Raw genomic sequence first — 24,757 nt, forward strand, 5'->3', positions numbered from 1 at the left:
CTCACCGGGCCATACCTTTCGTTCGCGACTGCGGGGCTCGCAGACCCGGCTCACTCCTCGCGCTCACCGGGCTCCTCCCGCAATTACCTCGACCGACGCGCGGCGTTCGGGCCGCAGGGTGGCCGCGGCGGCGCGGACCTGCTCGTCGGTGACCTCGCCGACCAGCCGGGGCAACTCGCCGAGCAGTCCCGGCTCGCCACGCTGCTGCTCCAGCACCGCCATCTTCAGCGCGCGACCGAGCACCGCGTCGGTTTCGCGCAGCAGGTGGGTGGCCATTCGGGCCTGGGTGCGGGCCAACTCGCCGTCGGTCAACCCGTCGGTGGCGAGCCGGTCCAACTCCTCGTCGACGGTGCGCAACACCTTGTCGATGTCGCCGCCGGGCGGCAGGTGGGACTGGAGCAACAGGGCAGTGGGGTCGCGTACGTCGAACGGGTCCCCCATGAACCCGAGGTAGCCGCCCACGCTGGTCACCGCGCGGTCCCGGTGGACCAACCGCTCGACCAGCCGGGACGCGTCGCCGTCGGTGAGCACCTCGGCCAGCACCACGTACGGCAGGTAGGCGGCGAAGTCGTCGACCGGGTCGGGCACCCGCCACGCGGACGCCACCGCGGGCAGCGGTGCCAGTTGGTCGGTGTACGAGGTGCGCCGCTCGGCGCGCAGGTCCGGCTCCGCGAAGTCCGGCCGGGTGGGCGCCGGACGGGCCGGCACGTCTCCGAAGTGCCGCTCGATCAGGGTGACGGCCTCGGCGGTGTCGATGTCGCCGCTGACCGCGAGCACCGCGTTACCACTGGCGTAGTAGTGCCGGAAGAAGTCGGCGGCGTCGGCGACGGTGGCCGACTCCAGGTCACCGAAGGAGCCGTAGCCGTCGTGCGCGTTGGGGAACGTGTCGAAGAGCACCGGCGGCAGGGTCAACCAGGGAAACCCGCCGTACGGTCGGTTGAGCACGTTGACCCGGATCTCCTCCTTGACCACGTCGACCTGGTTGCGCAGGTTCTCCTCGGTCAGCCGGGGGCCGCGCATCCGGTCGGCCTCCAGGAACAGCGCCCGCTCCAGGGCGTTGCTCGGCAGGGTCTCGAAGTAGTCGGTGTAGTCCAGGTGGGTGGAGCCGTTGAAGGTGCCGCCCGCACCCTGGACATGCCGGAAGTGGGCGAGCTTCTCCAGGTTCTCCGAGCCCTGGAACATCAGGTGCTCGAAGAGGTGGGCGAAGCCGCTGCGTCCCTCCGGTTCGGAACGTATGCCGACGTCGTAGACGACCGCCACCCCGATGACCGGGGCACTGCGATCGGGGATGAGGACGACCCGCAGGCCGTTGTCGAGGGTGAACCGCTCGACCGGATACCTCGTCGCTGGGATTCTCGCTCTGCGCGTCGGCACGGGTCCGACCCTAACGTCTCGGCGCGCCCGCCGACGCGTCCCCGCCAGGAAGGCTCCGGTTCGCGGCGTTGTCGACGGGTCGCCCTGTGCGTGACGCGACAAGGGCTCGCCAATTCAGCCGGAAGCGCTGCCGAGCCGGCCGGTCGGGGCAGGCCCGTGCAGGTCCACCAGTCCCGACGGGGCGGGGCGGCCAGGATTGACGGGCCAGGGCGCGAACGCCACGGCGCTGGCCAGCAGTACCCCGACGACCGCCACCGCGATCACCAGGAGCAGCTCACGCGCCGCCGAGCCCACCATGGTCGCTCCTCCCCCGCACCGAACCGAGCCCCCCGGCTCACTCCCCCGGACCCAGCGTTGCCCAGCCGGCCGAGGGTGACAGTCGCCCACCCGACGGTAGGACGGCTGATTGCCGACTCAGGGTTCCGCCGCTGCCCGGAGGACCGCACGAGATCCCGCTCCCGCACGCCGAAGAACGAACGGCCGGGCCACCAACCGCGCGAACGCACGGCGGTGACCCGGCCGGTAGCCGGTGACCTGTGAGGGTCAGACCGGACGGATGTTCTCCGCCTGCGGGCCCTTCTGGCCCTGGACGACCTCGAACTCCACCCGCTGGTTCTCGTCGAGGCTGCGGTAGCCGGAGGACTGGATCGCCGAGAAGTGGGCGAAGACGTCCGCGCCGCCGCCGTCGGGGGTGATGAAGCCGAAGCCCTTGTCAGCGTTGAACCACTTGACGGTGCCAATAGCCATGCTTGTTTCGTCTCCTTGACGGAACGTCAACCCCGCACCTGTTGCGGGGTTGAAAGAGGTGTGTCCCGGACGTACGTGCCCGGAACGCCTGTCGCTTCTGGTCGCCCCGCCCGGAGAGATCCGGACATAACAAGGAGCGCCTGGGGCTACAATCCGCCAGGCGCAAACAGAGCTGGTAACCAAAACTGCAACGCGGGCACTCTACCACGGATCCTGCGCGACGCCAGCCTCACGGCAGTTCGGGAACCGAGCTGATCAACGCGATCAACCCGTCGGCGTCGAGCAGGTCCGCCGGACGGACGGTCACCCCGTCCCGCACGTAGTGGAAGGCCGCGCCGACCCGCTCGACCGGCACACCGGCCAGCTCGGCCCAGGCCAGCCGGTAGACCGCCAGCTGCACGGCGGCGACCTCGGCCGACGCGCCGCCCGGGCGGGCCCCGGTCTTCCAGTCGACCACGTCGAAGTGGTCGCCGGTACGACGGAACACCGCGTCCATCCGGCCGCGCACCACCACGCCGCCGAGCACCGTGGCGAACGGCACCTCCACCTCGACCGGCGTACGGTCGGCCCACTCGCTGACCAGGAAGCGCTGCTGAAGCTCGACCAGCTCCTCGTCCGGCGCGGCGTCGGCGTCCGCCGCCCCCGGCAGCTCGTCGGTGTCGAGCAACCGGTCCGCCCCGAACCGCTGCTCCAGCCAGGCGTGGAATGCGGTGCCCCGGCGGGCGTACGGGTTGGGTTCGGTGGGCAGCGGGCGGCGCAACGCCCGGGCCAGCGCCGCCGGATCCCGGCGCAACGCCACCAGCTGCGTCACCGACAGGTGCTCGGGCAACGCCACGTCGACCGGACCGGAGAACCGGCTCAACTCCGCCCGCTCGGCGAGCAGCAGATCGGCCTCGCGTCGCCACCGGGCCACCTCCGGATCCGCGGTGGCCTCGTCGTCCGTCCGGTCGGTGTCGCCCTCGGTCAGGAAGCGGCGCACCAGCGCAGCTGCCTCGGTCAACGTCGGCCGACGGACGCCGAGCGGATCGGCCGGCCACTCGGCCCGCAGCACCACCTCGGTCGTCGGGTTCACCGCGTCCGGCGTCGGCTCCGTGGCCCACTCGTCGACCAGCTGGCCGGCTCCGGCGTCCAGGCAGGCGTCGTGCACCTCGCGCAGCAGCGCCGACGGCCCGCGCGGGCGCTTGGTGCCCTCACCCCACCAGTGACCGGAGCAGAGCAGCAGACGACGCGGCCGGGTGACCGCCACATACGCCAGCCGCCGCTCCTCCCGCTCGTCGTGGGCCCGCCAGGCGTCGGTGAAGTCCTCCACCGCCCGGGCCACACCACGCTGGTCGTCTGCCTCGGCCAGGACCAGTTCGGGCAGCCCGTCGACGTCGCCGCGCAGCGGGAACGGCAGCACGCCCAGCCCGCCGAGCCAGTGGTCGGAGTTGCGTACCGGCCCCGGCCAGACCCCTCGGCTCAGCCCGGCCACCGCCACCACGTCCCACTCCAACCCCTTGGCGGCGTGGGCGGTGAGAATCTGCACCGCCCCCTCGACCACCTCCACCTCGCCCGGAGCGAGGCCACGCTCCTCGTCCTCGGCAGCGGCGAGATAGGCCAGGAAACCGGCGAGCGTGGCGCTCGGGGACTCCCCACTGAACCGGGCGGCCACGTCGCCCAACGCGTCCAGGTGACCACGGGCCAGACCGGCGTCGCCGGCGCCGTCCCGGCCGGCCCGCACCGCCACCTCCACGTCCAGGCCGGTGGTTCGCTCCACGTCCGCGATCAACTCCGGTAGGGACTGGTCCAGCCGGTAGCGGAGCAGTCCCAGCTCCCGGGCGTACGCGCGCAGCCGGGCGTACCCCTCGGCCGAGTACGCCTGCGCGGGACCCAGGTCGGCCAGCGCCTCCACCAGGGTCGCCTCGTCCAGGCGGTCCGTGGCGATCTCCGGCGTGCCGTCGTCGGCCAGCCTGCGGCGGGCCGCCGCGATGGCCTTGGCCCGGCGGTGCAGGGCGACCAGGTCACGCGGCCCGATCCGCCACCGGGCACCGGTCAGCAGGCGCAGCAGCGCCGCCCCGTCGGTCGGATCGGCCAGCACCCGCAGCGTGCACACCACGTCGCGTACCTCAGGGGTGTCCAGCAGGCCACCCAGCCCGACCACCTCGACCGGTAGACCCCGCTCGCGCAGCGCCGAGGCGATCGCCGGGATCTGGCTGCGCAACCGGACCAGCACCGCCGTGGTGGGGCGCAGGTTGACCGGGATCTGCTCGGGCAGCGCAGCCGGCATCCCGGCCGCGCCGCGCCAGGCGGCCAGCAGACTGTCGGCGATCCAGTCGGCCTCGTCGGCGTACGTCGGCAGCAGCGCGCAGTGCACCGTGCCGGCGGCCGCGCCACGCGGGCTGCGATGCGGGATCGGGTCGTCGACGCTGAGCGCGGCGTGCAGCTCGGGCACCCGCGCTCCAGCGGCGCGCAACGGGGTGGCCAACGCGTTCGCCGTCGCGAGGATCTCGGGACGGTTGCGCCAGCTGGTGGTCAACCCCAGCACCCGGGCGGGCTCGCCGTCGACGCGGGCGAACTCAGTCGGGAAGCGGTCCAGGGTGCCGGCGCTGGCCCCCCGCCAGCCGTAGATCGACTGGCAGGGGTCGCCCACCGCGGTCACCGGATGCCCGCCGCCGAACAACGCGCCGAGCAGCACCACCTGGGCGTGGCTGGTGTCCTGGTACTCGTCGAGCAGCACCACCCGGTAGCGGCTGCGCTCGATCTCGCCCACCGCCGGGTGGTCTCGGGCCACCCGCGCGGCGCGGGCGAGCTGGTCGGCGAAGTCCATCGCCTCGAAGTCGTCCTTGCGCCGGCCGTACGCGCGCACCAACGGCAGCAGCTTCAACCGGGTCTGCTGGAGCGCGAGGGCCTTGCGCACGTCGGCGTAGATCCGCCCCGGCCTCGACTGCACGTCGGCGAAGAACCGACCGGTCCAGGCGGCCAGCTCGTCCGGGCCGACCAGGTGCTCGTCCAGCTCGCCGGCGAGCGCCAGCACGGCGTCGGTGACGGTGCTCGGCATCCGGTCCACCTCGGACATGTCGCCGTCGTAGTTGCGCACGATCAGGTCGACCAGCTGCCAGCGGGACGCCTCGGTGAGCAGCCGGGTGGAGGGCTCGTAGCCGGCGCGAAGCCCGTGCTCGGTGACGACGCGTCCGGCGTACGAGTGGTAGGTGGCCACCGTCGGTTCGCCGGCGAGGGGATCGTCGAGCGGGTCCCGCCCTCGCCGGCCGAGCCGTCGGACGAGCTGGTCGAGCCGGGTACGCACCCGGTGCGCCAGCTCACCGGCGGCCTTACGGGTGAAGGTGAGCCCGAGCACCTGCTCCGGCCGGACGTAGGAGTTGGCGACCAGCCAGACCACCCGGGCGGCCATCGTCTCGGTCTTACCCGAACCGGCACCGGCGACCACCAGCAGCGGCTCCACCGGCGCCGAGATGATCGCCGCCTGCTCCCGCGTCGGGGCCGGCAGGCGCAGCAGCTTCGCCAGCTCCACCGGCGTGTACCGAGGTCCGGCGTCGGCCGCCCGGGGTGCCGGCGCGGCGGGGTTGAACAGAGCAGGCTGGGTCACGGCTCGACCACCTGTCGCCCCTGCCCCGACACCGGGCAGCTGGTGCGTACCGGGCAGACCCGACACTTGGAGTTGGCGACCGCGGCGAAGGTGGCGGCGGCCATCGTGTCGGCGGTGCGGCGGACCAACGCGGTGGCCCAGCCGGCCTCGGGCCCGTCGGTGGCTGGCCCCTGGGCCTGCTCACGGGCGTCCTTCGCGCCGGTGCCGAGCTGCACCAGGGCCGCCCCGCCGGGCTCGTCGCCGAACTCGGCGAACGCCCCCGCCTCCACCGCCGCCTGGTACGCGCCCAGCTGTGGATGCTCGGCCACCTCACGCTCGGTGACGGCGGTCGACTTACCGGTCTTGAGGTCCACCACCACCAGCCGGCCGGCCGCGTCGACCTCCAGCCGGTCCACCCGGCCGGCCAGCTCGATTGGCCGGTGCGGGTCGTCCAGGCGTACCGCGAACTCGTGCTCGATGGCGAGCAGCCGACGCGGGTTGGCGGCGAGCCAGCGCAGCAGCTTGTCGACCATCGCCTCGGCCCGGGCCCGCTCGGGCCCGACCATCCAACGAGCCGCCAGCTCGATCACGTCGAACCGGGCGGCCACGTAGTCGAGCAGCGTGCTTCGGTCGGCGCTGGCGTCCTCGGCGAGCATCGCCGCCGCGTGCACCAGGTTGCCGACGCCCTGCGCGGTGCTGGCCGGCGCGCTGCCGCCGTGTCGTTCGAGCAGCCAGCGCAGGCTGCACCGCAGTGCGCTCTCCATCGCCGACGGGGTGACCCGGACCGGCTCCCCCTCGCCCGCCAGCGGCCGGTCGTCCGACAACGGACGCAGCCCCCACCAGTCGTCGGGGTGCGCGCCGGAGACTCCGGCGGCGGCCAGCCGGGCCAGCTCGGTCGCCGCCGCGCGCCGGCGGGCGACGGGTACCGCCGGGTCGGCGACCGCGGTACGCAGCTCCGCCACCAGCGCGGGCAGCGTGAGTGCCCGGGGCGGCCGGCTCAACGGCAGTCGGCGCGGGCCGCCGTCCGGACCGGGCCCGCCGTCCGAGCCGGGCCTGTCGGTGGGGCCGGGTCCGTCGGTGGGGCCGCGTCCGTCGGTGGGGCCGGGTCCGCCGTCCGGATCGGGCCCGTCGGTGGGGCCGGGTCCGTCGGTGGGGCCGAGTTCGTAGAGGAATCGGCTGGGCTGTTCCTCGTGGTCGTCGCCGCCGACCGCCGCGGAGGCGACCGCGCTGACCAGCAGCCGCCGCCGGGCCCGGGTCACCGCGACGTGGAACAGCCGCCGCTCCTCGTCGAGCAGCGCGGAGGTCTGCCCGACCAGGGTCGCCACCCCGCCGGTGCCGTCCGACCGACCGGTCAGCACGTCGACCAGCCGTTCCGAGCCGAGCAGGCTGCCACGCAGCCGGAGATCCGGCCAGACACCCTCCTGTACCCCGGCCACCGCGACCAGGTCCCACTCCAGGCCCTTGGCGGCGTGCGCGGTGAGCAGCCGCACGGCGTCGCCGCGGTCTGCGGTCGGTGCGAGGGTGTCGGCGGGCAGTTCCTGGCCGAGCACGTGGTCGAGGAAGACCTCGGTGCGCGCGCCGGGCAGCCGGTCGGTGAAGCGGGCCGCGGCGTCGAAGAGCACCATCACGGCGTCCAGGTCACGGTCGGCCGCCTCGGCCCGGCGGCGACGGGCGAGATCGCCCTCACCGGCCACGGCCGGTCCCCGGGTCAGCGCGGCGGACCACAGCTCGGCCAGCCCGCTGGCCCGCCAGACGGCCCAGAGGACCTCCTCGGTCGTGGCGCCCGCCCGGGAGGCCGCCTCCCGGGCCACGGCCAGCAGACCGGCCACCGTCTGTGCCGGCTCGGCCCAGCGCCGCTCGACGCCGGCCAACTCGGCCGGATCGCGCAGCGCCTCGACGATCAGCTCGCCGGAGGGTCGGCGATCGCCGCCGGCCAGGGCGAGGGCCCGCAGGCCCTGTCGGAGCCGCCGTTCGGCCAGCGGGTCGGCGCCGCCGAGCGGCGAGTGCAGCAGCGTGACGGCGGCCTCCTCGTCGAGCCGCGCCGGCTCCAGCGCGCAGCGCAGCAGGAGCAGCAGCGGCGCGACCGCCGGTTGCAGGTGCAGTGGTAGATCCTCGCCGTGCACCACGGTGGGCACTCCGGCCGCGTGCAGCGCCCGGCGCAGTCCGGGCAGCTGCCGGGCGGTGGAGCGGACCAGCACCGCCATCCGTGCCCACGGCACCCCGCCGAGCAGGTGCGCCTCACGCAACGCGTGCGCCAGCCAGGCCGCCTCGCTGGTGGTCGAGGAGAACGTACGTATCTCGAGTGCGCCCGATGGTGCGTGCGGCAACGGACGCAGTTGCCGGTGCGCCGCCGGGCCGCGTAGCCGCCGGGCCAACCGTGCGGAGGCGGCCAGCAGCCGCTCACCGGCGCGGTAGCTGGTGGTCAGCAGCACCTGCGCGGCCGGCGCGCCGGAGGCGGTGCGGAACCGGTGCGGGAAGGTCGTCACCCCGCCCGGGTCGGCGCCCCGGAAGGCGTAGGTGGAGGAGTCGGGATCAGCGAAGGCGACCAGCGGGGTGCCGCCGCCGGCGACGATGTCCAGCAGGCCGAGCTGCGCGGGATCGCTGTCGGCGAGCTCGTCCACGTAGACGTGCGCCAGCCGGCGCCGTTCGGCGGAGAGCAGCTCCGGATCGTCACGCAGCATCCCGGTGGCCGACCGCACCAGCTCCGCCGGGTCGTACGCGACCGAGCCGCGGTTGGCCACGTCCCGCAGAGCCAGCACGGAGACGTACTCCCGGAGGAACCGGGCGGCGGCCGGCCAGTCGGCACGACCGAGCCGCTCGCCGAGCCGGGCCAACTCCACCGGGCCCACCCCGCGCTCGGCGGCACGCATCAGCAGGTCACGCAGCTGGGCGGCGAACGCCCGGGTACGCAGCGCCGGGCGCAGGTCCTCCGGCCAACCGACCGGGTCGTCGCCGGACTGCTCGCCGGGTTGCTCGCCGGGTTGCTCGCCGACCACGTCCAGCAGCTCACGGATGATCAGATCCTGCTCCGGGCCGGTCAACAACCGGGGCGACGGCTCACCCCGCTCGGCGGCGGCGCGGCGCAGCAGCCCGAAGGCGTACGCCGGAAAGGTACGCACCAGCGGCTCACGCAACACCCGCTGCCCGTTCGCGGCGATCCGCGCCTCGATCCGGTGCCGCAGGTCGCTGGCACCGCGCCGGCTGAAGGTGAGCACCAGGATCTGCTCGGGGTCGATCCCCTCGGCGACCCGCGCGGCGACCGCCTCCACGAGCGTGTGGGTCTTACCGGTGCCCGGTCCACCGAGGACGAGCATCGGCCCGTAGGTGTGCGCCACGACCTCCGCCTGCCGCGGATCGGCCTGGTCGGCAGCGACCTCCGGCCCGGCCTGGCCTGGAACGGCCTCGGGGCCGGCTGAGCCGTCGGCGGCCTCGGGGCCGGCTGAGTCGCCGGCGGCCTCCGGGCCGGCCTGGCCAGGGACGGTCTCCCGGTGCGCCGGATCCGGGAGCGGCCCGGCGGACGGGCCACTCCCCTCGGTCGGCCCGACGGGCCGACGCACCAACCGGTACGCCTGCATCCCGACATCCCATCACGGCCCTGCGACACCACCCGACGCGCCACACCCCGGAGCGCCAGCTCAGGCCCGACCCCGTCCCGCCGCCCGGGACAGCGCGCGTACGCCTGGTGGCCAGCTTCGGCTCGTGCCGAGGGCGCGGCCCGGCGGGTCCACCAGGCGGTCAGGTGAGGTGGGACTCGATGACGTCGAGGGCGCTCGGAACGGTGTCGGCCAGCCGGAGCAGGTCGAAGCCGGCGGGCTTGAGGAAGGTCTGGTCGGTCAGATTCCGCAACCAGTCCAGCAGCGGACCGTAGAAGCCGTCGGTATCCACCAGCACCATGGGCTTGTGGTGCAGGGCCAGCGTGGCGGTGGTCCAGACCTCGAAGAGCTCGTCGAGGGTGCCGAGCCCACCGGGCAGGGTGAGGAAGGCGTCCGACTTCTCGATCATGACAATCTTCCGACTGGCCATCGAGTCGGTCACGAGCAGCTCGTCGGAGGCCACGTCGGCGACCTCCAGGTCGACAAGCACCTGCGGGATGACGCCGACCGTACGCCCGCCCGCCGATCGAGCGCCGTTGACCAGTGCGCCCATCATCCCGACGCAGCCGCCACCGCTGACCAGCGTGTGCCCGCGCCGGGCGATCTCCGCGCCGGTGGCGGCGGCCAGGTCGAGCCAGCGCTGGTCGAGGGTCCGGGAGGAGGCACAGAAGACACAGATCGCGGCCACCGCTCAGCGCTCCGTGGACTCGTCGGCCGCGGCCTGCTGGTCGGCGGCCGTCCGGGCGACGGCTTCCTCGCGTACCGCCTCCTGCTCGGCGTTGATCGCCGCCTCGGCCTCCACGATGTGCCGCACCGCCGCCGCGACGTCGTCGGTGACGCAGATCAGCTCCAGGTCGACCGGGCCGATCTTCCCTTCCGCTGCCATCGTGTCGCGCAGCCAGTCGAGCAGGCCCTGCCAGTACTCCGCGCCCATCAGCACCACCGGGAACCGGGTGACCTTGCCGGTCTGCACCAGGGTGAGCGCCTCGAAGAGTTCGTCCATGGTGCCGAAGCCGCCGGGCAGCACCACGAACGCCTGCGCGTACTTGACGAACATGGTCTTGCGGGCGAAGAAGTACCGGAAGTCGATGGCCAGGTCGACCCAGTCGTTGATGCCCTGCTCGAAGGGGAGCTCGATGCCGAGGCCGACGGACTTGCCGCCCGCCTCGCTCGCTCCCCGGTTGGCCGCCTCCATCACGCCGGGCCCGCCGCCGGTGATCACCGCGTACCCGGCTCGGGCCAGCGCCGCGCCCAACGCCTCGGCGAGCTGGCACTCCGGGCTGTCCGGCTTGCTACGCGCCGAGCCGAAGACGCTGACCGCCGGTGGCAGGTCGGCGAGGGTGTCGAAGCCCTCGACGAACTCGGAGAGGATGCGCAGCGCCCGCCAGGCGTCCTTGGTCTTCCAGTCGGCGCGCGCCCGCGAGTCCAACAACCCCTGGTCGGCAGTGCTGGAAGTGATCGACTGGCGACGAAATGTGACGGCGCCGCGGTGCCGCTCCTGTCCTGGTTCGCGGCGGTTGCTCTGGGTCATGGAGCAACCGTAGTGGAGTCCGGCCGGAGAACTCGGCAAACACTTCGTGATCTTGTGCAACCAAATCGCTTTCCCGTACGTCTTACTATTCACATACCGGGTATGCCCCGGCGCGCGGCTTCGGGGGAGGAGACAGCGTGATCAACAACAACGAACGGCTCCGGATACGGCGCCAGATGCAGCGGCGCATCAGCGACGTGGTGGCCGAGCGCCGCCGCACCCGTCTGCTCGAGAAACCACCCGAGCCACCCGTCGAGCCCAGCGCCGACCCCCAGCTGAGCACCGTCTGACCCAGCTCGCCGGCAGCCGACCAGGCGAGACCGAGCGGCGTCCTCAGGCCGGGGCGAGCCAGCGGTGCAGGGTGGCAGCGCCGTCACGGATCTTGCCGATCTCGACGTGCTCGTCCGGGTGGTGGGCCAGGTTCGGATCACCTGGGCCGAAGTTCAGCGCGGGGATCCCCATCGCGGCGAACCGGGCCACATCGGTCCAACCCAGCTTGCCGATCGGCGCGGCACCCACCGCCGCCAGGAACTCGCGGGCAGCCGCGGCCTCCAGCCCGGGCAGGGCACCTGGCGCGGAGTCGGTCACCACCAGCTCGTAGCCCGCGAGAACCTCGCGCAGATGCGCCTCGGCCTCGGCCGGCGTACGGTCCGGCGCGAAGCGGTAGTTGACCTCGATCTCACACCGGTCCGGCACCACGTTGCCGGCCACCCCACCGTTGATCCGCACCGCGTTCATCCCCTCGCGGTACTCGCACCCGTCGATGGTCACCCGCCGCGCCTGGTACGTCGACAGCCGACGCAGCACCTCGCCGGCACCGTGCACCGCGTTGACCCCGTGCCAGGAACGGGCGGAGTGGGCCCGGACCCCGGTGGTAACCACCGTCGCCCGCATGGTCCCCTGGCAGCCGGCCTCCACGATGCCGTACGTCGGTTCGAGCAGCAGCGCGAAGTCGGCCGTCAGCCACTCGGGGTGCGCCTCGGCCACCAGGTGCAGCCCGTTGTACCTGGACTCGATCTCCTCTGCCTCGTAGAAGAAGTACGTGACGTCGTAGCGCGGATCAGGCAGGGTCGCCGCGAGGTGCAGCGCGAAGGCGACCCCGGACTTCATGTCCGAGGTGCCGCAGCCGTACATCAGGTCGCCGCGCAGCGTCGACGGGAAGTTGTTGTTCAGCGGAACCGTGTCCAGGTGCCCGGCCAACACCACCCGGGAGGACCGGCCCAGGTCGGTACGGGCCATCACCGTGTTGCCGTGCCGATAGGTGGCCAGGTGCGGCACCACCCGCAGGACCTCCTCGACGCAGTCGGCGATGGCCTTCTCGTTGAGGGACACGGACTCGATGTCGACCAGCGCGCGGGTCAACGCCACCGGATCGGCGAGGACCTCGGGGGTAAGCGGGTTCTCCATGGTCCGCACGGTACCGTCACAACCGGCGACCGCGAGACGCGAGCCCGTCGGCGAAACGCGAGGAGTGAGCTTGCGAGCCCCGCAGTCGCGAGCAGCAGCAAGCCCACATGGGATCGAGAGGTGAGTAAGTGACGTCCACACAATCCGCGTGGGGCATCGGCCTGGCCACCGTCACCGGCGACGACCAGGTGCTCGACACCTGGTACCCGACCGGCAAGCTGGGCCTGGGCGAGCTGCCGTTGATCGCCGGCGAGGACGAGGCCGACGTGCTGGACCTCCCGCCAGGCGCGATCGGCGACCGGGCGCTGCCGGGTCTGCGTACCGTCCAGGTGGTCACCGTCATCGGTTCGCTGGACGATCCGATCAAGGACGCGGCCGACGCGTACCTGCGGCTGCACCTGCTCTCCCACCGCCTGGTGCGACCCAACGAGATCAACCTCGACGGCATCTTCGGCAAGCTCGCCAACGTCGCGTGGACCTCCGCCGGCCCGTGCCCGCCGGAGCGGGTGGACGAGTTGCGCGTCATCGAGCGGGCCGCCGGCCGCCACCTGGGCGTGTACGGGGTGGACAAGTTCCCCCGGATGACCGACTACGTGGTCCCCTCGGGAGTACGGATCGCCGACGCCGACCGGGTCCGCCTCGGCGCGTACCTCGCCGCCGGCACCACGGTGATGCACGAGGGCTTCGTGAACTTCAACGCCGGCACGCTGGGCACCTCCATGGTCGAGGGCCGGATCGTGCAGGGCGTGGTGGTGGGCGACGGCTCCGACGTCGGTGGTGGCGCCTCGATCATGGGCACCCTCTCCGGCGGCGGCACCGCCAAGGTACGCGTCGGCGAACGCAGCCTGATCGGCGCGAACGCCGGCGTGGGCATCTCGCTCGGCGACGACTGCGTGGTCGAGGCGGGCTGCTACATCACCGCCGCCTCGAAGATCAGCCTGCCGGACGGCCGGGTGGTCAAGGCCCGCGAACTGTCCGGCGTGGACGGGCTGCTCTTCTGGCGCAACTCGGTCACCGGTGCGCTGGAGGCCCGGCCGCGTACCGGCCGGGGCATCGAGCTGAACGCCGCCCTGCACGCCAACGACTGACCGGGAGGAAGGGCCCCTTCCTAACGCCTCGCGCGTAGGAAGGGGCCCTTCTTGACGCCCGTCTCCGGTGGTGGTCCCGGCAGAGGGCCGGGACCACCACCACGGCTCACCGCAGGCGGTACGCCTGGATGATCCGTTGAGTCACCGTGTTGCCACTGGTGTCCCGGGCACTGGCCCGCAGCGAGACGTGACCGTCGGTCCGCGGGTGCTGCACGGTCGCCTGCCAGCCGCCGCCGGCCTTGCGCACCTTGGCGGTCCTCCAGCGCTTCCCACCGTCGTAGGAGACCTCGACGGTGAGCGACGCGATCTTCGCCGCCGGGGCGCCCGGCTGGCGCGGCACCGCGACCGGAATCACGAAGGACCGGCCCGCCGGAGCCGTGTTCCGCGCGTCCAACTGCGGCGCGAACCTGATCGCCGAGGCGGGCAGCACCACCGGGTCGTCGCCCCGCGCATGCCGGGACCGGAAGGTCCAGGTGGTGGCGATCTCGGTGCTCAGGTCGGTGAAGCTGCGCTTCGCCGACGTCTCCAGCCGGTACGTGGCGGGACCGGCGGGCACCTCGAACTGCCCCCAGCCATGCTCCGGGATCTCCTCGACCAGCTTGCCGTTGCGGTACAGGGCGGTGCGTGAGCTGTCCGCCAACGAGGCGCCGACGTGCCCCGCCGCGTCCCCGTGCATCGGTATCGCCAGAGTGATCACGTCACCCTGCCGGGTCAGCCCCTCGCCCGGCCAGCGCGGCGCCGGGAACGACGGTCCGTACGGCGCGCCGCTCCAGGTGTCCTGGTACTTCCGGCCGGCCCGGTACGCGGTCGGATCCGACCACAGCACGGCCACCAGGTCCAGCCACGGCCCGTCGTCGGTCGGCGTGCCGAACGCCAGTTCGGTGCTCCAGCGCACCGCCCTGGTGTTGTAGTACTCGACCCGTTGCCCCGGCACCGTGACGGGCAGTATGGCCGCCCAGCCGCCGAGATCCGGCTCGAAGACGGCGTAGACCAGTCGCTCGGCGAGGGTGTCCGGGTAGCCGTCCCGGAACGTCTGCGTGACGGTGGCCAGGTCACTGCTCCGGTAGTGCTTCGTCAGCCCGTTGGGCAGCCGGCCCGGGAAGGTCTCGGCCAGGCCGTAGAAGTACGGGCTGCTGGCAGCCTCCCGGTCGGCGAACTGGCTGGTCATCGTGGCGAGGAACCGGTCCGCCGTAGTCGGCCGACCGAGTTGCCCGGTGTACAGGCCGCTGAAGTCGTCGCCTACCACGCCGAAGCTGGAAGAGCCGATCTCCTCGACCAGGAAGGTCGCGTCGACGGCGACCATCGCCAGCTTCGCCGACCGGTCCGGCACCGACATCCGGACCGACCCCGCCGTGCGCCCGTCGATCGTGATCTCGGTGTCCCTCTCGACCACCAGTTCGGGTTGGGCCAGCAGCGTCATGCCCTCCTCGTCCGATTCGAGCAGGTAGCTGGCCAGCCCGTACCGGCCCTTGGGCACGCGCACCTCGGCGGTGCCGTCCGGGTCGTACACGAAGATGTCGCTGAAGTCGGCGAGCCCGATCAGGAAGGTGGCGTAGTCCACCGGCGCGGTGCCTGCGCGGTCCAGGTGGCGGATGGTCAGCGTGTAGCTCTCCACCTCCTTGTTGACGGCCAGCGGGGTGTTGACCACCGTGTCGCCGGCACGGGCGACGATCCGACCGGTGTAGTGACCGTCCGGTCCGTCGACGCTGGTGTCGGTGGTGGCCGAGGCCGAGGCCGTGCCACCCGCGGGCACCACGACGCGCTGCGTGCTCAACTCGAACATCCCGGCCGGGGCCGGTTCGCCGCCGGGCCCGGTGGCCTCGACGGTGAGGTCCAGGGTGAGCGGGGTCGCACCGGTGTTGCGCCAGGTCAGCTCCCGGGTGATCGGCTCGTCGTCGTCGTGCGGCCAGAGCGCACGGCCGAACGAGATGCTCGCCGGCTCGCTGATCAACGACTGGGTGATCGCCCGCGCCACGTCGACCCGGCCGGCCCCCTGCTGGTACGCGGTCAGCTCCGGGTGTGGCTGTGCCGAGGCCATCAGGGTGCTCTTGAGCTGCTCCGCCGTCGCGTCGCCACGCTGTTGGGCGAGCAACGCCGCCGCCCCGGCGACGTGCGGCGCCGACATCGAGGTGCCGGAGAGCGAGACGTACTGCTCTCCGACCGGGTCGCCGAGCAGCGTGCCCTGCCCCCGAGCCGCGACGATCTCCACCCCCGGGGCGGTGATCTCCGGCTTGAGCGCGTCGTCGCCGACCCGCGGACCCTGGCTGGAGAAGTAGGCGAGTTCGTCGTCCCGGTCGACCGCGCCGACCGCGAGTGCGGCGTCCGCGCTGGCCGGTGAACCGACCGTGCCGGCCCGGCCGGCGTTGCCGGCCGAGATCACGAAGAGCGCCCCGGTCTGCGCGGTGAGTGTGTTCACCGCCTCCTCCAGCGGGTCGACCTCGGGGGTGTCCGTCCCGCCCAGGCTCAGGTTGACCACGTCGGCCCCCGCGTCGCCGGCCGCCCACTGCATCCCGGCCAGGATGGCCGACTCGGTGCAGCCGTACTCCTCGCAGACCTTGCCGGAGAGCAGGGTCGCGTCGGGCGCCACTCCTCGGTAACTGCCATCCGAGGCGGCGCCGCTGCCGGCGATGATCGAGGCCACGTGGGTGCCGTGCCCGACGATGTCGCCCGGGTTGGTCTCCTCGGTGAAGTTCTGCGCTTCGGCGACCCGACCTACCAGGTCGGGATGCGCGGCGTCGACACCGGTGTCCAGTACCGCCACGCGTATCCCCTGGCCGGTGTAGCCGGCCTGGTGCGCGGCGGGCGCGCCGATCTGCGGCACGCTGTGCTCCAGCGTCAACTGTCGCCGACCGTCGAGCCAGATCCGCTCGACACCCCCCGCCGCGTCGAACCGGGCACCGCCGCTACCGGCGAGAGCGGCCCAGACCTGGCCGGCCCGCTGTTTGTCGGCCGTCGCGGCGACACCGCCGATGGCCGTCAGGTCACGGGTGACGGTCACCCCGTCGGGTGCTCCGGCTCGTCGCGCCGTCGACCCGTACGTCATCAGCAGGGGCAGGTCGTCGCGGTGCGCGTCGTCGTAGCCAGCGGCGATCAACCCGGCCACGTCGAATAGCCGGCGGTCGACCCGGCCGTCGCGGATCAGCGGCAGCGCGTCCTGCGGCACCACCCAGAGGTGGTCCCCCATCCGCTGGGTGAGGAAGCGGACGCCGGAACGTCCTTCGGCCGGGCGCACGCTCGCCGCGCCGGCCGTGGTGACCGTGACCCGATCACCGGTGATCAGGGTGACGGTGCTCGTTTGGCCGTCGGTCGTCGGCTGCCCGGCCGTGAGATGGGCCGACGGTGCCGCCGTCGGCCGGGACGGTGCGGCCGTCGCCGCCGCCGGTACGCCGAGCACCAGACCCATCACGAGTCCGATAGCGGTCAGTCTGCTCTTTCGTCGCAACTGATCCTCCTTGCTGGAGCGTCTATGTCGATGAGGGACACACATCGACACCCGTCAGCATTGCATACCGAGTATGCAAACAGGAGTCAAGAATTCGACGAAGTTGATTCCTCGTCGCGGCCGGAGACGGCATCCTCAGACGGATGAGATCGATGAAGGAACGCATGCTGGCCGGCGAGCCGTACCTCGCCGACGACCCGGAACTCATCGCCGACCACCTCCGCGCGCTACGGCTGATGGAGCGGGTCAACACCAGCGGCGTCGACGACCACGAGGACCGCCGGGCCGCGTTGCGCGAGCTACTGAGCGAACTCGGCGATGAGACCGGCATCCGCCCGCCGTTCTACTGCGACTACGGCTACAACATCCGGATCGGACCCCGCAGCTTCGTCAACTACCACGGGGTATTCCTCGACGTCGCGCCGATCACGCTCGGCGCCGACGTGCAAGTCGGCCCCAACGTACAACTGCTCACTCCGACCCACCCGGTGGAGCCGGAGCCGCGCCGGGCCAAGTGGGAGGCGGCACGACCCATCACCATCGGGGACAACGTCTGGCTGGGCGGCGGCGCGATCATCCTCGCCGGAGTCACCGTGGGTGAGAACACGGTTGTCGGCGCCGGCGCCGTGGTGACCCGGGATCTGCCCGCCAACGTCGTCGCAGTCGGCAACCCAGCTCGCCCGGTACGCCAGCTCGACTGACCACAAGAGGGCTCCTACCTGCGCAAACACCTCCTCGGCGAGTGGCGCTCGACCCAGCATGTCAGGCACTCTGGGTGATACGGGCATTACCAGGAGGCTTGCCATGAGCGGTCGGATCCTCGAACTTCGCGTACACGGAGTGTCGAACACGCCGCCCGCCGATGCCCTCGGCCTGACCACGGAGCCGGGCGGCGAAACACCCCAGCCACGGCTGGTGGCCGGCGGCCCGGTCACCGGCTTCTACCGCTCCGCCACCACCGCCCCCCTCGACCCGATCGTCGTCGAGGCGTACAGCTGGGGGCAGTTGACCTCCGGCGCGCGGACCGCCCGCGACGTGGAGCGGGCCATGTGGACGCTGCTGCTGCCCTTCACCCTGGCCAACGTGGCGCTGCACGCCCGGCCCGGGATACCGCCCGACCCCAACACCGAACGGCTGGCCAGCCGTTCGGGGATCACCGCCTGGCTGATCCGGCTCTTCTGCCTGACCCTGACCGCCACGCCCGTGCTCGCGCTGACCGGCGTCGGCGTCGACCTCATCGGCTGGCAGTGCGTGGACGAGAGCTGCCTGCGCCGCATCCCCGGGCCGTGGGAACTCCTCGCCAGCCCCTGGTGGCAGCAGGGCGGGCGGGCGCTCGCTGTCGGCCTGGCCGTGCCGCTCGCCCTGATCGCGGTGCTCGGCGTGGTCACCTGGCGGACGTACCAGTACGAGTCGGTGATGCCCGCCGACCCGACGACGAATCCACCGGGACGCGGCATGCCGGCACCGGTCGACGTCGACGTGCCGACCAGCCAACCGGTGCAGGATGCGCCGCCCGCACCCGAACCATCGTCCGGCCCACCCACCAACCCACTGCAGGACCCGACGTTCTGGTGGGGCGAGGGACAGTTGCGCCGCGCGGCCGTGCTGCACCTCTGCACGGCAACGGTGGTGGCGGTGGCCGTCCCACTGGGTACGGTCGCGGTGCTGGACCCCCCGCACGGGGCACGGGCCGTCGTCGCCTGGTCCGCCGTGGCGGCGATGGTCGTCGTCCTGCTGATCACGCTCGTCGCCATCGGTCGGCCCTTCCTGACCCGGCGCGACGGGGCCACCCCACTCGGCCCGTGGAGCATCGCGGTCATCGTCCTCACCGGCCTCGGCGTGGCCGGCACCGTCGCGGTGCTGATGCTGCCCGAAGGGGCCGCCGGTGCCCCGCTTGCCCAGCTACGCCCACCCGCGGGCTGCGGCGACGACCCGGCTCTGCCCGGCTGCCTGGCGGACCGGTCACTACCCGGCTTCGACCGGATCATCGCCTGGCTGGGCACCGGCCAACTGCTGCTGCTCATCGCGATCGGGGCGACCGCCCGCTCCGGGCGGCGTGGCGGTGCCACCCCCGCCGTCGCCACCGTGCTGATCGCCGTCGGCGCCGCCTGGTGCCACGGCTGGCTGCCCGCCGCCCCGCCGGCACCGCTGGCGATGTGGCAGCTCACCCTGCCGCTGCTGGCCCTCGCCGCGGCCGGCCTGCTGCTGCCCCGGACCCGGCCCACCGCCGTGAAACAACCGCTGGAACCGCACACCGACCTGGCCTGGCAGGGCCGGGCACCAGCCGTCATCGCCGGCTTCGGCTGGCTGCTCTGCCTCGCGTACAGCACGGGAGTGCTCTACTGGGTCGCCGACCGGCTCAACGGCGACGCCACGCCCAGCGGCCGATCCCCGGTCGTCCCGCCGACCCCGGTTACCTGGGCCGGGCTGAGCTTCGGTGTCGCGCTGCTGCTGCTCGTCCTGGTCGCCCTGCGCGCCGTCGTGCTCTACCACCGACTTCGTCGTGAGGAGTACGCCGAACTGAGAGCCCGCGGCGGGCGGCTGTCCGCGCACGACCTGCGCCGGGGCCGGGACGTCAGCACCCACCAGGCGTTGCATCGGCTGGTCGGTGAACACGCGCTCCGCCTGACCGGCTGGTACGCCGGCACGATGACCGTCCTCGCCGGCCTCGGCTGCGTGGCCGTGCTCTCCTCCGCCCGCCCGCAGATGATTACCACAGGCGGAACCGCCGCCGTGGTCAAGGCCGTCGCCGACGTCGGCGACTCGCTGCTCGGTTGGCTGCCGGTGGCGGTCGCCGCCGTCGGTCTGCTGGTCTACCGCAACGACACCGTCCGGCGGTCGGTCGGGGTGGTCTGGGACGTGGGAACGTTCTGGCCCCGCGCCGCGCACCCGCTCGCCCCGCCGAGCTACGCCGAGCGGGCCGTCCCCGAACTGCTGACCCGAACCGCCGGCCTGCTCGCACTGACCGAACACGACCCCAGACGGATGGACGGCATCATCCTCTCCGGACACAGCCAGGGCACGGTGATCTGCACGGCCGTCATCCTCCAACTGCCCAGCCGATGGCGGCGACGGGTCTGGTTCTTCTCCTACGGATGCCAGCTGACCCGCCTCTACGGGCGGATCTTCCCCGCCTACTTCGGTCCGGACCGGCTGCCGGTACTGACCGAGGCGCTGACCCGCCCGGCGGGGGGGACCAGGTGGACGAACTTCTGGCGGGACACCGACCCGCTCGGCTGGCCGGTCACCGCCGGGGAACGCGACATCGCGGTCACCGACCCCGAGGCGCTGCACCCGAGCGACGGCGAGGTGGCCGACCCACCGATCCGTAGCCACAGCGGCTATCCCGAGGCGGCCGAGTTCCATCGGGAACGATCCCGGGTGGCGTGGCTGCTCCGGCGGGCGGTCCCGTCACCCCGGCGGGGGCTCAGCTAGGCGTACCACCAGGTCGGCACGGCCGGCGGTACCCGCCACCACCGCCGCATTGGTCTCGTCGCTGCCCAACGCCCAGGCCCGGGCATCCTGCTCCGACCGTCCGTGGGCGAGGTGTCGGGCGACCAACCGGTGCCGCCGCAGGTCGGCGTCGAGGTCCAGGAACCACACCTCGTGCAGCAGCGCCCGCAGCTCGTCCCAGGGCCAGTCCGGGATCATCAGATAGTTGCCCTCGGTCACCACCAACCGGACCTCCGGTGGCACCTCGATCGCCCCGGCGATCGGCTCCTCCAGATCCCGGCGGAACTCCGGCGCCCAGACCGAGGTCGGCTCCTTGCGCCGCAACCGACGCAGCAGCGAGACGTAGCCGTTGGCGTCGAAGGTGTCGATCGCGCCCTTACGGTCTGATCGGCCGAGCCGAAGCAGTTCGGCCTGGGCGAGGTGAAAGCCGTCCATCGGCACCAGCCGGGCGGCCGGACCGACCGCCTCGACCACCTGCGCGGCCAGCGTCGACTTGCCGGCCCCCGGTGCGCCGGTGATGCCGAGCAACTGGCGCGGGCCGGCGTCGGCGAGCGCGCGGGCCCGCTCCAGCAGGGCATCGACGGGCAGCACCTGTGCGTCGGGCATCAGGTCAGCACCGGTCGGCTGATGACGAACCGGGCCCGCACGGCCGCGTGCACCCCCTGCGGCTGCGGATCGAACTCCAACTGCGGCGGTCCGGCGATCTCCGCCCCACCCGCGTCGAACGCCATCCGCGCCATCATCGGCTGTGCGGTGCCACCCTCGTCGGCCAACTCGACAAGGTCGGTGACCTGGGCACCAAGCGCCTCGGCGTACTCGCGGGCCCGCTGCAACGCGTCGCTGATCGCGGCGTGCCGGGCCTGCCGGTGGACCGGGCTGTCAGGGCGCAGCGACCACCACGGCCCGGCCACCTCGACCTGGTCCTGGTCGGCCAGCCGCAGCATCACCTCACCGAGCGCGACGAAATCGGTGACCGTCACGGTGGTGACCACGGAGCCGTGCCAGGCCACCACCCGCTCGGCGGAGCGCCGCGTCTCCGGCCGCACCCGCAGCTCGCCGGTCTCCCGGCGGTCGATCGTCGGCCCGCACGAGTCGAGCAGCACCCGGATCGCGGCGGCCCGCTCGGCCAACCGGGTCAGCGTCGGCTCCCGCTCCCGGTCACGGGCCAGCGCGGTCACCGTGAACTGGGCGAGCTCCGGGGCGACCTCGCGGTACGCCTCGCCCCGTACGGTCACCACCGGTCCGTCCACCATGCCCTCACCCTACTGGCGCGCCCGGCGGCGCGCCCGCCGATGCCGGGCGGGTGGCCAGCCAGCCACGGCAGTCGGCCGGGGCGTGCCGGGTCAGGCTCGGGCGGTGGGCGGGCGGTGCGCGGTGTAGTAGACCGTGCCGCCCCTCACCTGGCACGCGCTCAGGTGTCCCCCGGCCGCCCCCAGGCCGCACAGCCAGTCCAGCTCGGCGCGCTCCTCGCCGACCGGAAACGACCTGACCTGCTGGTCGTACGGGCGGCCGACCAGCGCGGCACGGGCGGCGCCGGCCTCGACGTACCGGTCGGCGAGCCGATCGCCGTCACCGGACCGCAGCGCCCCGGCCAGCTCGTCGAGGAAGGCGGTGACCTCGGTCAGCGCGGCCAGCACCTCGTCGCGGTTGCCGCGCAGCATGTTCACGGTGCGCTGCGGCGGGGTGCCGGCGACCCGGGTCCCGTCCCGGAAGCTGCCGGCGGCAAGCGTGAGGACCGCGTCGCTCAGTGGCGAGCGCTGTGCCGCGCCGGCCAACGCCCCGGCGAGCAGGTGCGGCACGTGCGAGGCCAGCGCCACCACCGCGTCGTGGCGGTCCGCCGCCATCGGCACCACCCGGGCGGCGAAGACCTCGGTGAGCAGTGTGGCGAGCCGGCGGAACGCGGCCAGCCCGTCCGGCGCGGGGCAGAGCACCCAGGAAGCGCCCGCGAACAGGTCGGGCAGCGCCGCGGCGAGACCGGCCCGGTCGGCACCTGCCATCGGGTGACCGGGCACGAACCGGCGGGTCAGGCCCCGCTGGGCGGCGAACGCCGCCAGCGCCGCCTTGGTGCTGCCCACATCGGTGAGCAGGCACTCCTCGCCGGTCGCCGTGGCCACCTCGACCAGAGTCGCCGGCAGGGTGGGCAGCGGCCCGCCGAGGAAGACGACGTCCCGGTCGGCGACGGCGTCGACGAGCCGCTCCGCGGTCGGTACGCCGGCCAGCCGGGCCTGCCGACGGGTCTGCTCGTCCGGATCCCAGCCGGTCACGTCCAGTCCGCAGGCGTGCAGCCGGAGCAGCACCGAGCCACCGATCAGGCCGGTGCCGACCACCGCCACCCGCAGCCGGCCGTCAGCCGTGAGTACCATCGCGTACCTCGGCGTTCCGTCTCGTTCACGGAGCCGGCCGGCCCCGCGCGAAGTCCGCGCCGAGGATATCGCCCGGACCCGCCGCTGCCCGGTGCGCAGGTCGCCTCCCGGCCACTCAGGTCGCCCGGCGGCCCGGGCCGGGCGGCGCGGGTGTTGGCCCGACGGCGCCGCCACGGCCACATCCGGCTTCCTCTCCCGTCGCGATCCGCAAGATCGAGAGCCGGCCGACCCGGACCGGAAGGGGGTTGTCGGGGAAACCTCCACGTCGTACGGTCCCCTGCGCCGCCCACCGTCCGGCGGGCGCTCAACGGGGAAAGGAACGACCGTGGCCGCAACGTACCGGGCCCTCGCCTCGGTGGTCATGTTGATCGGTTTCTATGTGGTCGCGCTGCTGCAGCTCGCTGCCGTCGCGGCGCTCGGGGTGTGGCTGTACAGCCACTCGAACGCCCTGGTGACCGGCAAGCTGCTGCTACCGCTGGTCATCGCGCTGGGCGCGGTGGCGGTCGGGCTCTGGCGGGCGATCCGGACGAAGAACGAGCCGGCACCGGGTCTGGTGCTCGACGAGCGGGATGCGCCACAGTTGTGGGCGATCGTCCGGGAGTTGGCCACCGCCGTCGACACCCGCGCACCCGACGAGATCCGGCTGGTGCCCGAGGTGAACGCGGCCGTCGGCGAACAGAGCCGGCTGCTCGGTCTGATCGGCGGACGGCGCACCCTCTACGTCGGCCTGCCGCTGCTCCAGGCCATGCGGGTCGACCAGCTCCGCTCGGTGCTGGCGCACGAGCTGGGTCACTACTCGGGGAAGCACACCCGGCTCGGCGGGGTCGCCTACCGCGGCCGGCTGGCGATCGAGGGCACCATCGAGCGGATCAAGCCGCGCAACCCGATCGGGCTGGTCTTCAAGGGCTACTCGAAGCTGTACCTGATGGTCGACAACGCCGCCTCTCGGCGCCAGGAGTTGGAGGCGGATCGCGCGTCCGTCCAACTCGCCGGCCACGAGGCGGCCACCTCCGCGCTGCGTACCCTGCCGGCGCTCGACGCGGCCTGGAACTTCTTCATGGGCCGGTACGTCCAGTCGGGCTGGCAGGCCGGCCTCGCCCCGGACGATCTGTTCGGCGGTTTCGGGCGGCTCATCCAGGCCCGCCGGGAGGAGATCGACGAGCTACAGCAGGAGGTGCCGGACCGGAAGCCGTCCCGGTGGGACACCCACCCACCGGTCGGCATCCGGATCGACGCGATGGCGCAGCTGCCCGCCGGCACGGTCGCGGCGGACGACCGTCCCGCCCACACCCTGCTCAGCGACGTGCTGGAGGCCGGCCGACGGTTGCAGAGCCTCGCCGTCGACCACGACAACCGTCAGGTCCTACCCTGGCCCGAGTTCACCCACGCGGCGATCGCCGCCGGCGTGCAGCGGCAGGTGGACGGGATCTACCGGGCGGCCGGCCGGTTCACCGGCACTTCGGAGCCCGGCCTGACCACCATCCTCGATCTGGTCCGGGACGGCCGGCTCGGCGAGTTCGCCGAGCAGTTCTTCGGCGATGTCACCCCCGAGGAGGCGGCGGCCCGCTTCACCGGGCCGATGGAGAGGCTGCTGGTCAACGCGGCCGTCCGCGCCCAGCGGGCCCGCTGGGCGCTCTCCTGGGGCAGCCCGGCCCAGTTCGTCGGCGCTGCCGGCGAGCCGCTGGACCTTGCCGACATCGCCAAGCTGGCGGTCTCCGCGCAGACCCTCGACGAGGCACTGGCCCGGCTGGCCGAGCTGGGCGTCGACCCGGGCAACGCGACCGTCGTGCAGCGCCGGGCGACCGCCGACAACGCCGGCGTGATCGGCGCCATCGGCAACGTGAAGATCGACGACGTGGAGCACGACCTGCTGATCCTCGACCGCGGTCTGGTCCTGGTCGGTGGCCCGGGCAAGGCCGGCGACGGCGAGAAGCGACTCAAGGACATGCTCGAATCGACGCCGGTGGCGACGTTGGCCGCCCGGCACCAGTTCCTGCCGTACGAGGAGATGGTGTCGGTGAACGTGACCAAGCAGATCCCGCTGCGGGCCGAGCTGACGTTGCACGACGGCCGGGTGATCGCCATGAAGGAGCTGTTCGGCAGCGTACTGCTGGAGCGGCGCAGCCGGGACAACCTGCTGCGGGTGTTCGAGCGGATCAACGAGGACTGACCCCGTACCTCGGTCGAGGCCCGCTCC

At 73.0% G+C, this 24,757-nt stretch carries 17 protein-coding genes; 5 read left to right on the plus strand and 12 right to left on the minus strand.

What is annotated here, in order from left to right; translation table 11 throughout:
* Window positions 1-63: 63 nt before the first annotated feature.
* The 7 genes from BMY89_RS09615 to BMY89_RS09645 form a co-directional block, all read right to left on the minus strand.
* A complete protein-coding gene (locus BMY89_RS09615; protein WP_092378203.1) occupies window positions 64-1,374 on the minus strand; it encodes a M16 family metallopeptidase in 1,311 nt (436 codons plus the stop codon).
* Between the two features lie 114 nt (window positions 1,375-1,488).
* Window positions 1,489-1,671, minus strand: a complete 183-nt coding sequence (locus tag BMY89_RS09620; RefSeq protein WP_092378205.1) for a hypothetical protein — start codon at window positions 1,669-1,671, stop codon at window positions 1,489-1,491.
* A gap of 246 nt (window positions 1,672-1,917) precedes the next feature.
* Window positions 1,918-2,121: a cold-shock protein gene (locus BMY89_RS09625; protein WP_092378207.1), complete on the minus strand. Its 204-nt coding sequence runs from the start codon at window positions 2,119-2,121 to the stop codon at window positions 1,918-1,920.
* 229 nt (window positions 2,122-2,350) lie between these two features.
* On the minus strand, window positions 2,351-5,704 hold the full coding sequence (locus BMY89_RS09630; RefSeq protein WP_092378210.1) for an ATP-dependent helicase: 3,354 nt from the start codon (window positions 5,702-5,704) through the stop codon (window positions 2,351-2,353).
* Window positions 5,701-9,258, minus strand: a complete 3,558-nt coding sequence (locus BMY89_RS09635) for an ATP-dependent helicase (RefSeq protein ID WP_092378213.1) — start codon at window positions 9,256-9,258, stop codon at window positions 5,701-5,703. The genes BMY89_RS09630 and BMY89_RS09635 overlap by 4 nt, the downstream gene beginning before the upstream one ends.
* Before the next feature lie 160 nt (window positions 9,259-9,418).
* Window positions 9,419-9,964 (minus strand): LOG family protein, encoded by a 546-nt coding sequence (locus tag BMY89_RS09640; protein WP_092378215.1) that lies wholly within the window; start codon window positions 9,962-9,964, stop codon window positions 9,419-9,421.
* Window positions 9,965-9,967: 3 nt separating this feature from the next.
* A complete protein-coding gene (locus BMY89_RS09645; RefSeq protein ID WP_092378218.1) occupies window positions 9,968-10,807 on the minus strand; it encodes an LOG family protein in 840 nt (279 codons plus the stop codon).
* 137 nt (window positions 10,808-10,944) lie between these two features.
* On the opposite strand from BMY89_RS09645, the gene BMY89_RS30310 reads away from it, so the two are divergent.
* Window positions 10,945-11,097 carry a hypothetical protein gene (locus BMY89_RS30310; protein WP_170147621.1) on the plus strand — a complete coding sequence of 51 codons (153 nt, stop codon included), beginning with the start codon at window positions 10,945-10,947 and terminating at the stop codon, window positions 11,095-11,097.
* Between the two features lie 43 nt (window positions 11,098-11,140).
* Here BMY89_RS30310 and dapE read toward each other — a convergent pair whose 3' ends face one another.
* Window positions 11,141-12,214 carry a succinyl-diaminopimelate desuccinylase gene (gene dapE / locus BMY89_RS09650; protein ID WP_092378221.1) on the minus strand — a complete coding sequence of 358 codons (1,074 nt, stop codon included), beginning with the start codon at window positions 12,212-12,214 and terminating at the stop codon, window positions 11,141-11,143.
* A gap of 128 nt (window positions 12,215-12,342) precedes the next feature.
* On the opposite strand from dapE, the gene dapD reads away from it, so the two are divergent.
* Entirely contained in the window at window positions 12,343-13,302 is a 960-nt protein-coding gene (dapD, locus tag BMY89_RS09655) for a 2,3,4,5-tetrahydropyridine-2,6-dicarboxylate N-succinyltransferase (protein ID WP_092378224.1), read from the plus strand.
* A 106-nt stretch (window positions 13,303-13,408) separates the two neighbouring features.
* Here dapD and BMY89_RS09660 read toward each other — a convergent pair whose 3' ends face one another.
* Entirely contained in the window at window positions 13,409-16,705 is a 3,297-nt protein-coding gene (locus tag BMY89_RS09660) for a S8 family serine peptidase (protein ID WP_232521206.1), read from the minus strand.
* Window positions 16,706-16,887: 182 nt separating this feature from the next.
* Here BMY89_RS09660 and BMY89_RS09665 point away from each other — a divergent pair, with 182 nt between their 5' ends.
* Together BMY89_RS09665 and BMY89_RS09670 are read left to right on the plus strand one after the other, a co-directional pair.
* Window positions 16,888-17,445 (plus strand): sugar O-acetyltransferase, encoded by a 558-nt coding sequence (locus tag BMY89_RS09665; protein WP_092378230.1) that lies wholly within the window; start codon window positions 16,888-16,890, stop codon window positions 17,443-17,445.
* A gap of 103 nt (window positions 17,446-17,548) precedes the next feature.
* A complete protein-coding gene (locus BMY89_RS09670) occupies window positions 17,549-20,179 on the plus strand; it encodes a hypothetical protein (RefSeq protein WP_092378232.1) in 2,631 nt (876 codons plus the stop codon).
* Here BMY89_RS09670 and BMY89_RS09675 read toward each other — a convergent pair.
* The 3 genes from BMY89_RS09675 to BMY89_RS09685 all read right to left on the minus strand — a co-directional run bounded on the left by BMY89_RS09675 (window position 20,156) and on the right by BMY89_RS09685 (window position 22,560).
* Window positions 20,156-20,803, minus strand: coding sequence for a nucleoside/nucleotide kinase family protein (locus tag BMY89_RS09675; RefSeq protein WP_092378235.1), 648 nt, complete (start codon window positions 20,801-20,803; stop codon window positions 20,156-20,158). The two genes, BMY89_RS09670 and BMY89_RS09675, sit on opposite strands and share 24 nt — an antisense overlap.
* Window positions 20,803-21,450 carry an SIMPL domain-containing protein gene (locus BMY89_RS09680; protein WP_092378238.1) on the minus strand — a complete coding sequence of 216 codons (648 nt, stop codon included), beginning with the start codon at window positions 21,448-21,450 and terminating at the stop codon, window positions 20,803-20,805. Before BMY89_RS09680 ends, BMY89_RS09675 begins: the two co-directional genes overlap by 1 nt.
* A gap of 90 nt (window positions 21,451-21,540) precedes the next feature.
* Window positions 21,541-22,560: a prephenate dehydrogenase gene (locus BMY89_RS09685; RefSeq protein ID WP_092378241.1), complete on the minus strand. Its 1,020-nt coding sequence runs from the start codon at window positions 22,558-22,560 to the stop codon at window positions 21,541-21,543.
* Window positions 22,561-22,885: 325 nt separating this feature from the next.
* Between BMY89_RS09685 and BMY89_RS09690 the strand changes: the two genes are divergently transcribed.
* Window positions 22,886-24,730 (plus strand): M48 family metallopeptidase, encoded by a 1,845-nt coding sequence (locus BMY89_RS09690; protein WP_232521158.1) that lies wholly within the window; start codon window positions 22,886-22,888, stop codon window positions 24,728-24,730.
* Window positions 24,731-24,757: the final 27 nt, after the last annotated feature.

Source organism: Micromonospora phaseoli, assembly GCF_900109115.1.
GTDB lineage: Bacteria > Actinomycetota > Actinomycetes > Mycobacteriales > Micromonosporaceae > Micromonospora > Micromonospora phaseoli.

Excerpts from the sequence above, each read along its gene's own strand:
- BMY89_RS09635 (WP_092378213.1), bottom strand. The coding sequence starts at position 9,258 with ATGCAGGCGTACCGGTTGGTGCGTCGGCCCGTCGGGCCGACCGAGGGG.
- BMY89_RS09685 (WP_092378241.1), bottom strand. The coding sequence starts at position 22,560 with ATGGTACTCACGGCTGACGGCCGGCTGCGGGTGGCGGTGGTCGGCACC.
- BMY89_RS09665 (WP_092378230.1), top strand. The coding sequence starts at position 16,888 with ATGAGATCGATGAAGGAACGCATGCTGGCCGGCGAGCCGTACCTCGCC.
- BMY89_RS09625 (WP_092378207.1), bottom strand. The coding sequence starts at position 2,121 with ATGGCTATTGGCACCGTCAAGTGGTTCAACGCTGACAAGGGCTTCGGC.
- BMY89_RS09620 (WP_092378205.1), bottom strand. The coding sequence starts at position 1,671 with ATGGTGGGCTCGGCGGCGCGTGAGCTGCTCCTGGTGATCGCGGTGGCG.
- BMY89_RS09680 (WP_092378238.1), bottom strand. The coding sequence starts at position 21,450 with ATGGTGGACGGACCGGTGGTGACCGTACGGGGCGAGGCGTACCGCGAG.
- BMY89_RS09645 (WP_092378218.1), bottom strand. The coding sequence starts at position 10,807 with ATGACCCAGAGCAACCGCCGCGAACCAGGACAGGAGCGGCACCGCGGC.
- BMY89_RS09660 (WP_232521206.1), bottom strand. The coding sequence starts at position 16,705 with ATGGGTCTGGTGCTCGGCGTACCGGCGGCGGCGACGGCCGCACCGTCC.
- dapE (WP_092378221.1), bottom strand. The coding sequence starts at position 12,214 with ATGGAGAACCCGCTTACCCCCGAGGTCCTCGCCGATCCGGTGGCGTTG.
- BMY89_RS09675 (WP_092378235.1), bottom strand. The coding sequence starts at position 20,803 with ATGCCCGACGCACAGGTGCTGCCCGTCGATGCCCTGCTGGAGCGGGCC.
- BMY89_RS09670 (WP_092378232.1), top strand. The coding sequence starts at position 17,549 with ATGAGCGGTCGGATCCTCGAACTTCGCGTACACGGAGTGTCGAACACG.